We start from the raw sequence: 14,039 nt of genomic DNA on the forward strand, positions 1-14,039 counted from the left end.
ACAAATGAATAAATGTTTGTTTGAAAGGCAACTCATATAACATCCATGACTCTTTCCATTCGCTGACACATACAGGTTAATAATGCCATTCTTAAAAACACAGCTCCGCGTGCTTGTGCAAAATACCAGTTGTGAGAAGTTTCATCCAAGCTGGTTTCTAATTCTTCTCCTCGCGCTAAAGGGTGAAGAATAATGGCTTCTTTTTTCAGGGGAGATTGGTTATTCATGACAAAGCGTTCGCCAAAGGATTCATAGTCATTTCCAACCCATGCAATAGCATTGATATAAATAACATCTAGAGTAGGAAGTGTTCTGTTAAACTGAGTAGTGATTTTAATATTCAGTCCACTATTTTGAAGTTGTTCTAGTTGTTTTTTTTCAAAAATACTTTCATTAGTACCATCATGAATAATAACTACCTCTTCAAATATATCAGGAAAGAATGTAAATAATTTCAGTAGACTTCTCACCGTTCTCATTTTATTGGGGATACCAATAATACCGATTTTTATTTTTTTCTCGGGAGTAATCAAAAGCTCTGGTTTCCATTTAAAAATGGTATAGAGATCTGCAAGTGCTTGTGTTGGATGCTCATCAATACCATTTCCAGCATTGATAATTGGGATCCGCAGGCTACTCATCATTTCTTGAACTGAACTTTCATTTGAATCTCTTAATACAACACAGTCACCATAGTTGTTAAACATTTCAGCAACATCACTAAGAGATTCACCTTTGGCAATACCGGTTGTTGCCCTATCGGTGATAGACATAATATCGCCACCAAGCCGATGCCAGGCACTTTCAAATGATAGACGAGTTCGTGTACTCGGCTCATAAAAAGCGCTGATTAATATTTTGCCTTTAAGAGGTGTACTAAACCGCTCTGGATTACTCTCATACTTAGCTGCAAGGCGAAATAATTGTAGCAATGTATTCCGGTTAAATTGATCGCTAGATACAATGTGTTCTGACTCAAGTGACTTTAAGTAATCGCCTTCTTCATAAATGCTGCGTAACAATGCTTTGGGATGAGCATCACCATAAACGTCCAGTGTGTCCCTAGAAAAAGACACTTTCTCTTTAAGTTGAGAATCTACCATAACCGATCCTTCTGCCAGTCATTAAAAAAGAGCGCCAGAAGAACTAAAGGAGAAAAACAAGTGGCTCCCAGCGCCAGATAAATAAGTAGTTGAAACCAATCGAAACTAATCAACATGGTTGGGTACTCTTTTGTTAGAAGGTATGTCGTTTAATCGGCTCCATTCAAAATTAATATTTTTGAAATACATACCGAATAAACAAATTAAAAGTGAGAACAAGCAAGAAACAAGTGCTGCAACATAAAAACCGATAGTAAAATAAGCAATGAGCCCAAAGGTTGTTCCTAAAAACATTGCCAATCCAGCGGCAATACCCGATAATCGTTTGTAATATAACCCAAACACAATAGGCCAAATAGTGCTAGCGACAAATGCTCCTGTGAAGTTGAGCAACTCTCCCAGAGTGGCTAGTTTGGGAAGGCAAAGTAGCCAAGTAAATACTCCCAATGAAATAATGATATATTTACTTACTTTTAATAAATCTTTCTCATCTACCTTTGGGTTAATCAACCCTTTATAAATATCTTTAGTGATAAGATCACTGGTTGCAGCTAAAAGAGAATCTAAACTTGAAGCTAATGCAGAAAAAACAATGATAAAAACAAACACCGCACCGATACTACCAAGTAGTTTAGCTGCAATCATTGGCCCTACCATGTCTGCACTGGGTGGATAAATACCTAAAGAAGAAGCTGATAAAGCAACAAAACCTGTCACTATTGGTATGGGAAACCATAATATGCCCGAGAGTAAAAAAGCGCGCTTACCAATACTTTCTTTAAATGCAAATGCTCTAGACCACCAAACATTTGAATGAAAAATCTCACCAATACCAAAAAAGATATTGTTAAATAAAAACATGATTGCGGCAGGAAATAATAAGTTTAAAAGCTGTGGGCTTTCTTCACTGACTGATGTATAGATCGTCTCTAAACCTACGTCACGAATACAAATGAAACCAATAGCTAATACCCCAAACAAAATGATGATAGTCTGTACAAAGTCTGTTGCAATAACGGCCCGCAATCCACCAAGCAAGGTGTATAAAACGCAAACGACGATAATAACAGTCATTCCAATGTGGTAGTCTAAGCCACTTAATGATGAAAGCAATATCCCTCCAGCCATGCCCAGACTAACTAACCAGCCAAATGCATAAAATAATGAAACAATAAGAAAAGTAATCCAGGCGAATTTTCCATAGCGAAGTCTAAAAAAGTCACCACAGGTATAACCTTGTGGCATGAGCTTTTTAATTCGTGCGGCTAAGGGAGCAAATAGAATCAACCCTAAAGCAGCCATAGAATAGCCGACCATACCCCAGATGCCGAACTGATAAGTTAGTTGAGGTGCGACTAGTGTTGTATTGCTCGTGATCCAGGTTGCCATAGCCGTTGCAGAAGCAAAAGCAAACCCAACATTCCTACCTGCTAGCATAAAATCATCAAGCGAGCGGTTTTTACGACCAAGCCACCAGCCAAACATAACCCATAAGGCTCCAAACAATAATAAAATAGTTAAGGCCCAACTGACTGGGATGGTAACTATATCCATGAATTTACCGTAGTTTTGGTTGTTGTTTGTAACGCCCTGAAAAATAAAGGGCAAAAAGTAAGATTAGGAATAAAATAGCGCCCAACAAAAAAAGGTTAATTGCGCTACTAAGAGTTCTGTGCTTTACGTCAACGGTGACGGAATTACTTATTTGATGTTCAAAACCATCAGTTAATCTAAAATAATAGCGACCTTCATTAAAGCCACTGAGTGCTATTTGATTTTGACTAGATAATTTGTAGCTCTTTAATATTGGTGAGAAATGCTTATCTAAGCTGAGTTGTAAACTGAGATTATCCTTTGAATTCATATTATTCCATCTCAAACTAAAAAAACCTTCTTTAGAGGTCTGTTGAGGTGGAGATAAAACGATTATATTGTCGTTGTAAGCAATACAGTTATCTATAATTAATAGAGATATTGCGAAAAAAGGCACTTGTATAAGCTTCATTTCTATATTGCTATCAGCTAGTGTTTAAAATATTTTATCGTATAAATACTTTGAATTCAAATTACAAAACTTGAAAAAGTTGATACACTAGTCTCAAATTTAGTAATAAATTGATATATAGGGTTAGAAAAAATATTCCTATTATGGCGCTTGAAAATGCTGCTACTGCTCGCATTTTAGGCGGTTTATGGTTGGGAGAAAATTACTATCAATTTGATATCTATAAACATGTTCCTCAAATGTCAGAACTGGCCAAATTTATATTTCAAAAATGGGTAGAAGATCCTTACAAGCTTTAGAAAAATGCTATAAACAACGAGCTTTAGCAATGTTTACTTATCTTCTTTTTCACTATCAACAATTGCACCAATTTCAAGTAATGGTGCTGCATCGAGTTCACTAGCATCCATCATTTTTGCAATGCGCCCAACAGAAGATAGCAATTGATTCTGTTCCCAAGTTTCAAGCGCTTGAAAACGTTCAATAAAGTAATCTTGAAGTGGTTTAGGCGAGTCATTTAAAAGTGTTTGACCATTATCAGTTAAATAAATTGATATGCGCCTTCGATCGGTTTCGCTTCGTACGCGGTTAATAGCCCCTTTCGTTGCCAATCTATCAAGAATAGTTGTAATGGTTCCTTGGCTTAGATTAACACTGTCTGCAATCGCTTTAGCTGTGATCCCATCGGTTCGCTTTACTGCTTGTAATACAAGTAATTGAGGACCAGTTAAACCAGAATCTTTATTAAGCTTTTTGGAATGCAGATCGATTGAACGAATGATTTTTCTTATTGAGACTAACAACTCATCATATTTTTCCATTAGTGTCTTTCTCAACTCTCCAAGTTAACTGTTTTTGAATATAGTACATAGACTGATAAGATACTGTTAAAAACGTTTAATGACAAGATCGTTTCATCTTCAAATGAATAGTTTTGTCTTAAAAAAAGATACTCATTTTAAGTGTTTTTCAATTAATTCTTGATAATTGCGGTAGATTTTATATCGCTTCTCTTCAGTATATTCATAAGGATGAAAGCCTGCGGTGCAACTTTCATTGTACAAATATTCTTGCCAGCTAATGCCTAAAGGAAAATCCCGTGTGATAACTGGTATGTATCGCTTTTCATTAGGCCATATATCATAGAAAAGCAGCTCTCCCCTTGTTGCTTGCAATGTCTGATACAATCGATAGTGGCCAAAACTCATTGCTGAAAGAAAAGCTATAATAAATACTATAAAAATTGAATTTAAGCTCAATGTTTGGTTATTTTTATAGTTTAAAAAAAACTCAATGGTTACCCAAGCTGATAAAGAAAGTAAAATGATTGATATTGCTGTGTATGGACTGAGTAATTCTTCTTCAGCGAGCCAAAATTCAGATGGCGTCCAACAAAATTTTAAGTTGAAGGTAAAGGTTATTGTCAACCAATATAAGAAAAATATACAAGCGCTAATGAAAGCTAAGAGAAACAACCTGTCATTATTATTAATCATCTATCGGTTTATATTTCCTTTTTATAATTGATGGGTATGGACATAACGATTTGATTAAGTATTTATTGCTTGTTAAACATTAATCATTAACTTGTCATTAATTAATATTTTAACACGGTGTAAAGTTTGCGGTATGTCCGTTTGCCTGAAAAAAGCATTGAGTATTTCTATTGTTATTTTAGCTTTATTTAATGCTATATCGCATAGTATTAAGAATACTAATACACTGTTACTAATAGATTGTTAGCTCAAGATGAAATATGTCAATGAAGCCTGACCTCGCCAAAGGTAAAGAGAAGTCGGGCGCATCATTTCTGATCATCAATTTTTCGGCAACACCCAATCTGAACGTACAAAATGACAAGTATAGCCATTAGGATATCGCTCCAGGTAATCCTGATGTTCTGGTTCTGCTTCCCAGAAGTCACCTACCGACTTTACTTCAGTTACAACTTTATCAGGCCATAAACCTGAAGCGTTAACATCTTCGATAACTCGAAGCGCCTCTTCAAGTTGTTTTTCCGATGTATAATAAATGGCTGATCGATAAGATAAGCCTTTATCATTACCCTGACGATTGAGTGTTGTTGGATCATGTATTTGGAAAAAAAATTCCAGGATCTTACGAAAGTTGACGATCTCATTATCAAACAGGATTTCAATTCCTTCAGCGTGAGTACCGTGGTTTTGATAGGTGGCATTGGTAACATCTCCCCCCGTGTAACCTACACGAGTTGAAGTTACACCAGGAAGCTTGCGAATCAAGTCTTGCATGCCCCAGAAACATCCACCTGATAATACAGCGCGTTCGTTACTCATTATACTTCCTCTACCTGATCGATATATTTACCGTAACCCTGATTTTCCATATCATCCCGATGAACAAAACGCAAAGATGCAGAGTTGATACAATATCGCAAGCCACCTTTATCTTGAGGTCCATCGGTAAAGACATGACCCAAGTGACTATCTCCATGAGCAGATCTAACTTCTGTACGGGTCATTCCATGAGTGGTATCTTTTAATTCTTGAATATTTTCTGATTCAATTGGTTTGGTAAAGCTTGGCCAACCACATCCTGATTCGTATTTTGCTGATGAGGCGAATAATGGTTCTCCAGAAACGATATCAACATAAATTCCTGGCTCTTTATTGTTCAATAATACACCAGTTCCTGGCCTTTCAGTCCCATTTTGTTGAGTTACACGATACTGCTCTTCATTGAGCTCTGCAATTGCTTCTTCAGTTTTCTCATATGTGTTCATAGTGTCTCCCCTTTCTTACAATGCAATAATTAACGACAATTACTAATATTATAGCTTTGACGTAATAAACATTGTTTTTGTTACTTTTTAATACTCTTTATTTTTATACACATTAGTAAAATTATCTAGTTTCCATTAGTCTGTACTATATAATTAAACTCAATCAACTTTAATTATATGCGACTTTGATGTTGCAAAAACATCATCATCATACATTTCTTCAATTTTTGCAGACAAAGCACTAAACTGACCTTTATGAGTCGTTTTTACTAAGTACTCAATCGTATGAATTCCTGCGGGTAAGTAATCAGCATAAAACTTAGCATTTCTTGAGCTTAGTTGCTTTTCTCTAAAATAATAATTATGACTGAGTTTTTTAAATAATTCTGCGGGAGCATTGGTCGATAGTTTTTCATCTAACGCAAAAAAAGTACCAGGTAAAGTATCAGTAATTGCTACATAACGTCGAGGTAAAGAGGTGTGAATTTTTAGTTTTACTTTTACAAAATCTCCTTGCTTAAGCGACTTTTTATCTAGAGTTGTCCATAGTCCATTATTGTTAACAAAATACTGACGCTCTATAGTTAGTCCATTTGATTCAGGAGGTGTTTGAGTAGCATCAAACATATATTCTAAAGTTGTTTGTAAATAACCAAAACCAGAGCGTTTGATATCAATATCAACAAGAAGCGGTTTTTCTAAAGAAATACCACTGGCTTTTTTATTCTCTTTTTGACTAATCTTAACATTTAGATCTTGAACAGATAAGTTAAAACTTCCTATAGAACTATTTTTTTCGTAAGTTTTCACATAATCATTAATAGCAATACTGCAATAAGCATTGCTTAGAGTATTGCCAAAGTCGCCTTTTAACTTTCTTCTTAAATCCAAAACACTATTAACAAATTGATTTACTGCTTTTTTGCTGGTCTTAGCAGCGATAAGACTAGAAATTGTTGAACAGTATTTTTTAGTACTAAAGTCAAAATAAAACCACGGTAGATTTTGGTTGCTTTTAAAAATTCGTTTTTTACGAGTTACTCTTGAGCTTTCTAATAACAAGCTTTGAAGTCGTGCAATATCACTATTAAACTTTGAATAATGACTAGCCGCTTCTAACACCTGACTCTTACTAAATATATCAAGCTCTGTGTATTTAAGGATTAAGGATGGCAAATACTCAAAAATCATTGACTTATTCTCAACGTTTGAGGCTAAAGCATTAAGGATAATAGAGGCTTGTTCTAGCGTAATATGCTTGCTTTCTAATAGTCTAATTAAAAAAATTCTGAGTTTTTCTATATTTGATTTAGGGAATTTTTTACTATTTTGTTGGTTTAAGTATTGAATTACCTTATAAGTATAAGCACTTAAAAAAACATTGACATAACCTTCTGATTTACCAAAAAAAGCCATTCCTCCATTACTTGCCTGAAAATTATCCATAGCAGTAATTGCATCATTAATTTGAGCTTCTAAAGTTATTTTAGTCGTATCTTCACTATTCGTTTTTTTTATATTTTTTCTTGCTGCTTGGTTTATCGAGGCAACAAGTGCTCTGCTTAGTTTTTGCTCCCAACATTGATGTGGGTATTCTTTCATATAATTGAATGCGCCAGTTAAGCTGGAAATTATACTGCCTGATAAAGAAAAATAAAGTTTGCCATTATTCTTTGAGTAATAATTGGGCGTGTCAATATTGATTTGAGTTTCTTCGGGTAGTACTGAATAGTAAGATTGTGTACGTTTTAAATTCTTTGAGTAAATTTGAGTCGTAAGTTTTATTGCATCACTTTCATTAATTTGAGTAGAAAGGTTTGATTGAGCCACGGTTAAAACTTGTAATTGACCAATGTTGCTCGCTTTTAAATTCATTTTTATTTTATTTCGTTCATAAGGTTTAATGCCTGTAAAGATTTTACTAGTTTGCTTAATTTGTTTGTTAATTGGCATTAATCGAGCGCTACTAGTAATAGATAACTGCTTGATTTTATCATTTTTTGATATTAAGTCGGCTTGAAACTCAAAATGATCGCCTCGTGTAACTTGACTAGGCATTTGTCCATGGACCTCGATAGCTTTTGCCGTTTGAATCGATTGGTAACCACCAAACATTTCACCAGTTTGATTGGTTGAAAGTGCGATTATTTTCCACTGTGTTAAGTTATCAGGCAGTTTGATTTTAATATCTTGAGTAGAATTAGCATTAACGATAATTTGACTATTCCAGTAAACCGATTCTTTAAATAATTGACGAAGTTTAAGCGGTTGCTTCGATTTTTTATGAGTGGATGAAGCTTCTACTGGCTCAGGCACCATTAAATAATCAAGTTCATCATTGTTTCCTGAAATTCGTGAGCCGACAATAACAATCTTTTGTTCTCCTGTATCTATTGGTGGTGGCATTTTATACTGTGATGCATAAAGCCTTTTAGTAATTTCATATAGTTTAGGAGAGTCCCATATCAATTCGTTAGAACTTAAATATGACTTTTCGATCTTGAAGTATTCGTTGTTTTTTAATTGATCAATAATACTTTCATCAATTAATGCTAAAACGACACTTGCCTTTTTTTGAGTAATATTTTTTAAACTAACAGTTATATTTTCACCTGGTTTAAAGCTTTTACTGATACTTTCAATCAAAACTAAAGGTTGAATTGATGGAGGTTCAACTTTAAAACGTTGTGTAATAACCTGAGCAAGATCAGGATGTTTTTTTGATTTTTCTTCTGTTAAATCGCCATAATTGACAAAAATTGTAACATCAAAGCCGGGGGCATAATTTTCCTTTACATCAAATGAGAGTTCATTAATTCCATTAGCAAGTGGTTGCCACCAATAATCAAGTAATTTACCACGATGTATAGTGACTAATGCAGCAGCTTCTTTTAAGTTATGTTTGATTTTTAACTTAGCTTTATCTCCAACCTTTAGTGTTTCTTTAGTGGCTTGAACAACTAGACCATTATCTGTTTGAGCATTGTTATAAAAATAGTGTGTTGTTTTTGAATTTTGGATGCTACCATCGGGGTAAACAAGCTCTGCAATTAATTGGTAATAACCTGTTTTTTGATGAGTAAATAGACATTGATTAGCAATTGAAACCGATAATCCACTCAAATCCTTATCTGTTAGGCATTGAACTAGTTTTTTTTCAGTTGGTAATTTATTAGAACTTCTCTCCCAAAAATGATCTATTTTTCTAATAAAATAATTGATGTTGACATCTTGTTTAACTTGACCATCTATTCCAATAACAACAGCTTTTAATGCTATCTTTTTATTGGCTGGCAACCACCAGTCAAGTTTTTCGATACCAACATAATAACCTCTACGAGAAAAAGTCACTTCCTCGCCTCTACTGAATACTTTTTCTCCTTCATCAGTTGTTAAAGAAGCCGTTACTTCTATAGTGCCGTAATTGATATTATTAGGAGGAATTACAATGCTAGTACTGCTTTCACCATCTGGATTTAATCTTCCACCATTGAAGTAATAATTATCTTGATTACTCGATTCGCTGGTTTGGTTAGCTTCAAAATAAAACTTTTCATATCCTTTCAATACTTTATTAAAATCCCTATTGCTAATAGTTACTCCAACTTCAATATTAGCTGCTGAATAAGGTCCGCCAGAGTAATACTGAGCTTTTGATTTAATTTTTAATTGTTCTTCAGTAAGAATACCATTCACTTCAGGCTCAACAGATACTTTGATTGATTGTTTTTTAAAATTAGCAACATCAAAAAAGAGTTTATTAACAATGTTGTTGTCATAATTTTGAGTGTCTAGCGAAATCACATAACGTCCATCAGATACTGATGCAGGTAACTTAAACTCTCCGGTTATTTGTCCGTATTTATTTTGCTTAACATTTTTATTGATATGAAAGGAGTCACACCTGTTTAAACTATAGCAATCAATGTTTTGCCCATCGACATACAATAAAGTATTTTGGGGCAATTTAGTTATTTCGGTATAAATGCCATTCAATTGTCTTACAAAGCCTGTGAACTTTACAGTTTCGCCTGGTCTGTAAAGTGGTTTTTGAGTGATCCCCCAAAATACTTTGCTATTATCCTCTCTATTTGAATCTGTTACCTGCTCATTGATTATCTTTGGTGATAAGCGATGTTCATTACGAACAGAAAACTGCTCATCATTACTTAGTTTAAAAACTAAACTGGTGTAACGGTCCAAGGTTGAAGCTTTTTTAAATTTTGGAATTAATGCTACACCAAAATGATTGGTTTTAGCTTTTTGAGTTTCCAAAACAATTAACTTACCGTGTTTTTGATCTGTTAGATTAACGGTAAAGCGAGTGTTAGACAGAGGCTTATTGTTATAAATATTACTAATAAATAGTAATAAGTTATTGCCACCATTTTGAACTATTGCATTATAGTTAGACTTTTGTATAAAGAAGGGTTGAGCATTTGAGTTTATCTTGTTCGTACTCACAACCCCACCAACACTGATAGCCGATTTTAACTTCTCAGGTAAAAGATTTGTGTAGCTCGTAATGTTCTTTTTAAAATTAACTTTTAAATTTTTATGCTTCAACTTTTTATCATTAACTGAAGAAAAGTTATACTCTATAAAATTGACATCAATTTCATCATGATTGACTGTCTGGTGATTCAGCTTTAGCTTATCGTTCATTGTTAGTGTTTCACTAGTATAGAGAGTATTATGAAATGCAATATAGTCTCCGGTTGTTATTTTAACTTGTGAACCCTGCGTTAACCTTCTACCAAATATATCCTTTATTGATTCAAAACACTTTAAAGTAACCGTTGATTCTGGATGACTTGGGGTAATTGCTATTCTGTTGCTGTTGTTTTTAAATGTAGACAACTTAATATCATATGCTTGTAGTTCAGTCTCACATTTACCAAGTTCAACAGGAGCAATTGGGGTTGAAAATGTGAGAGTTTGCCCATAGTTTGGTGGGCAAGTGTCATATACATTACAGTGATTTCCTATATATTTAAAAGCGCCGTAAGTTTTTATTTTATTATATTTATCCGTTAATCTCAGATGTTGGGAAGCTAGTTTTCCATGCGGTGTAGAGATCCCTTCTGCTTGATATAAATGATAAACAGTATTTTTTTTTAGCTTGTTTATTGGTTTAAGCAACCATGAGCTATTTTTGATTCTTTCAGGATGAACACTACTGACTTTGTTATTTTTATTTAAGAAAGCACTTAAAAAAACAATATTACCATTTAAATCACGTAGATAAAGCTTATTCTCTAAGCTTTCTTTGTTGACCCCCATATTGAAATTGACACTCAACTCAAGTGTTTCAGGTGCTAACCATTTAACATCATAATAGTCAATTTTGGGATGTTGGCTTTTAAACTGATAGCTGTATGGTGCGAGTTTTTCTCCATTTGCACTATATAGCCCATTTTCAATCGTTAATTCATATTTTGTCGCAGGCTGTAAGCTTAAACTATCATTGATACTACAGGTTAAATGACGTGTGTCAGTCCAATACCACAAGCATGGCAGATTGGGACTAATTTGATATTGAATATTTTCTGTTGCCACTCGCTGCATGTCTTGAGAAAATACAAACTCTAGCTCGACATAGTCGATATCAATATCACTGTTTACATGAGTAATCTTAAGTGGCTTTAGTTTTCTATTGTTATCTGATTCACTTTTCCATGTAAGTTGAGCTAAGCTGCCAATTGAACGGTGTTCAACCGAGCTATTTAGTTGACATCCTGTTATTAACACAAAAATAACCAATCCCCAATATTTCACAAATTAGCATCCTTTTATAATTAAGCGTTTATTTTTTCGGGAGATAATAACGACATAAAAATTAATATAACTGAACTTATTAGACCACAAATATTATATTCAAATCCAGTTGTCTCTCTTAATTGGTATAATAAATGAAGGCATATTTTATAAATTCTTTAATTATTCTTTATTGCGTTTTAGAAAAACCTTATTTTGTGGTATAGGGATCTCTATATTTGCTTCACGCAATGCACTATCAATCTTCCATAAATAGGTTGCATCTACACCGTCGTTATCAGGTACTTTATTTGCATTAACCCAAATAACCAGTTCAAATTCAAGACTATATTCTCCAATTTTTTTCAACCAAAGTTCTGGTGCATGTTGTTTATTCTTTTGAGTAAAATCAATTTGTTCGGCCGCTTCAGTAACCACTTGTTTAACTTTATCTTTATCACTATCTAACGAAGTTCTAAAAGCAATGTGAATGCGTCTTAATGGATCGGAAAAAGTATAATTGATAACACGAAAGTTAACAAATTCTGAGTTAGGTACTAATACGTCAATATTATCTCTGGTTTTTAATTGGGTTGAACGTACATTAATGGCTTTTATACGCCCTCTTACGCCAGATTCTAATTCTACTAAATCTCCTACTTTGAGTGGTCGTTCAAATAATAAAATCAAACCAGAGACAAAGTTGTTGAAAATAGACTGTAGACCAAAACCAATACCAACCGATAATGCACCTGCAATTAAAGTGATTTTTGAAGAGTCTATACCTAAAATTGATAATGCAATTAAAATTGCTGTTGTGATTATAATATAATGTAAAACTCGAGCAACATTAAAAATAGTTGATTCACTAACCGATTTTTTATGACCAAACTTGTAAAGTACCTTTTTCAAAAACTTAGAAGCAATAATGCTTAACACAATAATAAATAGTGCATTAAATAAATCAAAAAGCGTGACTGGGTATTCATTGACTGTAAACAAAGTGAAATTAATCGTATTATCTAAACTACTCTCCGCTTGATCACTCCATAAACTCCAGCCAAATCCAATTTCAGATAGCCAGCCTTTTCTTAAAGAAATAAACTGTTGATAAGACTGTAAATAAAAATCAATATCTCTGAGTTTTGCTTTGAGTTCATTGGATAATTTTTGATTGGACTCTAAATACTCCCAAACACTTCGTTGGGTTTTTGTATAAATCATTTCGTTGGCGGCTTCACCACTGACCAAAACCTGTTCTCGGTAAGCTGCAAGTTGTGAATTTAATAATTCATACTCTTGAATTAAACGTGCTTTTTTTACTCCCCACTCTGGCTGAGAAACTTGCCCAACCCCTTGTATCATTTGACTAATATGAAGTAGTATATCAATAGATAATAGTTGGCTTTGTGTAGAAATTAATTTTAACTTTTCTTCTTGATATGAAAGTAAAAAAACAATTTCTTTTTCGCCTCTAAGAGAAGACCATGCCCTTCTCTGCAAAGAACTCATAACACTTTTGAGTTTTTCTATTTTTAATAATAAGGTGTTTTTTTGCGATAGCAAATGTTTATCAAACTCTGCTGAGCTTGAAAGGTTTTCTGCGCTTTGGGCTAAGCGAAGAGTTGCTGTTTTAAATTTCACTTGAGTAGTGTTGAGTTGTTGCTTAGCATGAGCTAATTTTTCTTGTGCATAAAGCAAACTAATTTGAGTCGCATAAAAAGCAATACCATTCGAAATTCGCTCAAAAGATTCAGGTTCAAGCTTTCGATGAAGTACATTGAGTTCTTGTAATTGTTTTTTAATGTAATCGATCGCTTCTGTGCGCTGTTTTTTTTCAGCCTCTATTCGCTGTATTTCATTATTTAGTCTTTCAGTTGTTCGGTATAATGCTAACCATGATTCTAATGTCAATTTATTGGGGGCTTCGGGTAGTAGAGCCTCACTCTGATGGTTAACCAGTTTTTCTAAAGAGGCGAGCAAATCATGTATTAAGATGATATTCTCATGTCTTTCATTGGCATAATCAAGACTTGAGATGGCTGTATCAAAGTTTTTTCGAATGATAGTTAACCATTCTATTTTTTCTTCTGAAGATAACTGACTCCAGTCTGTCCACCAGTCATTGTTAATTTTATCAAAATTGGGAGTAAGTCGTTTTTCATTGGTTTCTGCTTGTGAATAAGCGTTGGTAAATAAAGGTGTCATTAAGCATAAAATTAAGACAACTAGAAATGTTTTGTAGTAACTGCAAGGGTTATTCGACATATTAACGGAACGACTCTTTAAATATTTAGTGTGTTTTAAATACCGGAATAATTATAACATTAATTGTATATTTATTAATCGCGAATACTTCACATTGTAGCTGCTTAAAAAAGCATCAATTTAAAGGTCGGTCAATAAAGGCGAA

The 14,039-nt window shown here is 33.8% G+C and carries 10 protein-coding genes; 1 reads left to right on the top strand and 9 read right to left on the bottom strand.

Annotated features, from left to right (window positions below):
* Positions 1 to 32: 32 nt before the first annotated feature.
* From ACT5E3_RS12735 to ACT5E3_RS12745, 3 genes are all read right to left on the bottom strand, one after another.
* Positions 33 to 1,103 (bottom strand): aspartate/ornithine carbamoyltransferase family protein, encoded by a 1,071-nt coding sequence (locus ACT5E3_RS12735; protein ID WP_444993917.1) that lies wholly within the window; start codon positions 1,101 to 1,103, stop codon positions 33 to 35.
* A 105-nt stretch (positions 1,104 to 1,208) separates the two neighbouring features.
* Positions 1,209 to 2,657: a sodium:solute symporter family protein gene (locus ACT5E3_RS12740; protein ID WP_444993918.1), complete on the bottom strand. Its 1,449-nt coding sequence runs from the start codon at positions 2,655 to 2,657 to the stop codon at positions 1,209 to 1,211.
* Positions 2,658 to 2,661: 4 nt separating this feature from the next.
* Positions 2,662 to 3,108 (bottom strand): hypothetical protein, encoded by a 447-nt coding sequence (locus tag ACT5E3_RS12745; RefSeq protein WP_444993919.1) that lies wholly within the window; start codon positions 3,106 to 3,108, stop codon positions 2,662 to 2,664.
* Positions 3,109 to 3,218: 110 nt separating this feature from the next.
* On the opposite strand from ACT5E3_RS12745, the gene ACT5E3_RS12750 reads away from it, so the two are divergent.
* Positions 3,219 to 3,407 carry a hypothetical protein gene (locus ACT5E3_RS12750; RefSeq protein ID WP_444993920.1) on the top strand — a complete coding sequence of 63 codons (189 nt, stop codon included), beginning with the start codon at positions 3,219 to 3,221 and terminating at the stop codon, positions 3,405 to 3,407.
* 33 nt (positions 3,408 to 3,440) lie between these two features.
* Here the strand turns inward: ACT5E3_RS12750 and ACT5E3_RS12755 are convergent, their stop codons facing one another.
* The 6 genes from ACT5E3_RS12755 to ACT5E3_RS12780 all read right to left on the bottom strand — a co-directional run bounded on the left by ACT5E3_RS12755 (position 3,441) and on the right by ACT5E3_RS12780 (position 13,894).
* A complete protein-coding gene (locus ACT5E3_RS12755; RefSeq protein WP_444993921.1) occupies positions 3,441 to 3,929 on the bottom strand; it encodes a MarR family winged helix-turn-helix transcriptional regulator in 489 nt (162 codons plus the stop codon).
* A 132-nt stretch (positions 3,930 to 4,061) separates the two neighbouring features.
* Positions 4,062 to 4,604 (bottom strand): hypothetical protein, encoded by a 543-nt coding sequence (locus ACT5E3_RS12760; RefSeq protein ID WP_444993922.1) that lies wholly within the window; start codon positions 4,602 to 4,604, stop codon positions 4,062 to 4,064.
* 321 nt (positions 4,605 to 4,925) lie between these two features.
* Positions 4,926 to 5,423 (bottom strand): peptide-methionine (S)-S-oxide reductase MsrA, encoded by a 498-nt coding sequence (gene msrA, locus ACT5E3_RS12765; RefSeq protein ID WP_444993923.1) that lies wholly within the window; start codon positions 5,421 to 5,423, stop codon positions 4,926 to 4,928.
* Entirely contained in the window at positions 5,423 to 5,869 is a 447-nt protein-coding gene (gene msrB / locus ACT5E3_RS12770; protein ID WP_444993924.1) for a peptide-methionine (R)-S-oxide reductase MsrB, read from the bottom strand. The genes msrA and msrB overlap by 1 nt, the downstream gene beginning before the upstream one ends.
* Before the next feature lie 159 nt (positions 5,870 to 6,028).
* Positions 6,029 to 11,647, bottom strand: coding sequence for an alpha-2-macroglobulin family protein (locus ACT5E3_RS12775; protein ID WP_444993925.1), 5,619 nt, complete (start codon positions 11,645 to 11,647; stop codon positions 6,029 to 6,031).
* Between the two features lie 162 nt (positions 11,648 to 11,809).
* A complete protein-coding gene (locus ACT5E3_RS12780) occupies positions 11,810 to 13,894 on the bottom strand; it encodes a mechanosensitive ion channel domain-containing protein (protein ID WP_444993926.1) in 2,085 nt (694 codons plus the stop codon).
* Between the last annotated feature and the right edge of the window lie 145 nt (positions 13,895 to 14,039).

The sequence above is a fragment of the Aliikangiella litoralis genome (genome assembly GCF_052495765.1).

What these genes read in the sequence shown, in the direction of transcription:
- ACT5E3_RS12735 (WP_444993917.1), bottom strand. Translation starts at nt 1,103, where the DNA reads ATGGTAGATTCTCAACTTAAAGAGAAAGTGTCTTTTTCTAGGGACACA.
- ACT5E3_RS12740 (WP_444993918.1), bottom strand. Translation starts at nt 2,657, where the DNA reads ATGGATATAGTTACCATCCCAGTCAGTTGGGCCTTAACTATTTTATTA.
- ACT5E3_RS12745 (WP_444993919.1), bottom strand. Translation starts at nt 3,108, where the DNA reads ATGAAGCTTATACAAGTGCCTTTTTTCGCAATATCTCTATTAATTATA.
- ACT5E3_RS12755 (WP_444993921.1), bottom strand. Translation starts at nt 3,929, where the DNA reads ATGGAAAAATATGATGAGTTGTTAGTCTCAATAAGAAAAATCATTCGT.
- ACT5E3_RS12760 (WP_444993922.1), bottom strand. Translation starts at nt 4,604, where the DNA reads ATGATTAATAATAATGACAGGTTGTTTCTCTTAGCTTTCATTAGCGCT.
- msrA (WP_444993923.1), bottom strand. Translation starts at nt 5,423, where the DNA reads ATGAGTAACGAACGCGCTGTATTATCAGGTGGATGTTTCTGGGGCATG.
- msrB (WP_444993924.1), bottom strand. Translation starts at nt 5,869, where the DNA reads ATGAACACATATGAGAAAACTGAAGAAGCAATTGCAGAGCTCAATGAA.
- ACT5E3_RS12780 (WP_444993926.1), bottom strand. Translation starts at nt 13,894, where the DNA reads ATGTCGAATAACCCTTGCAGTTACTACAAAACATTTCTAGTTGTCTTA.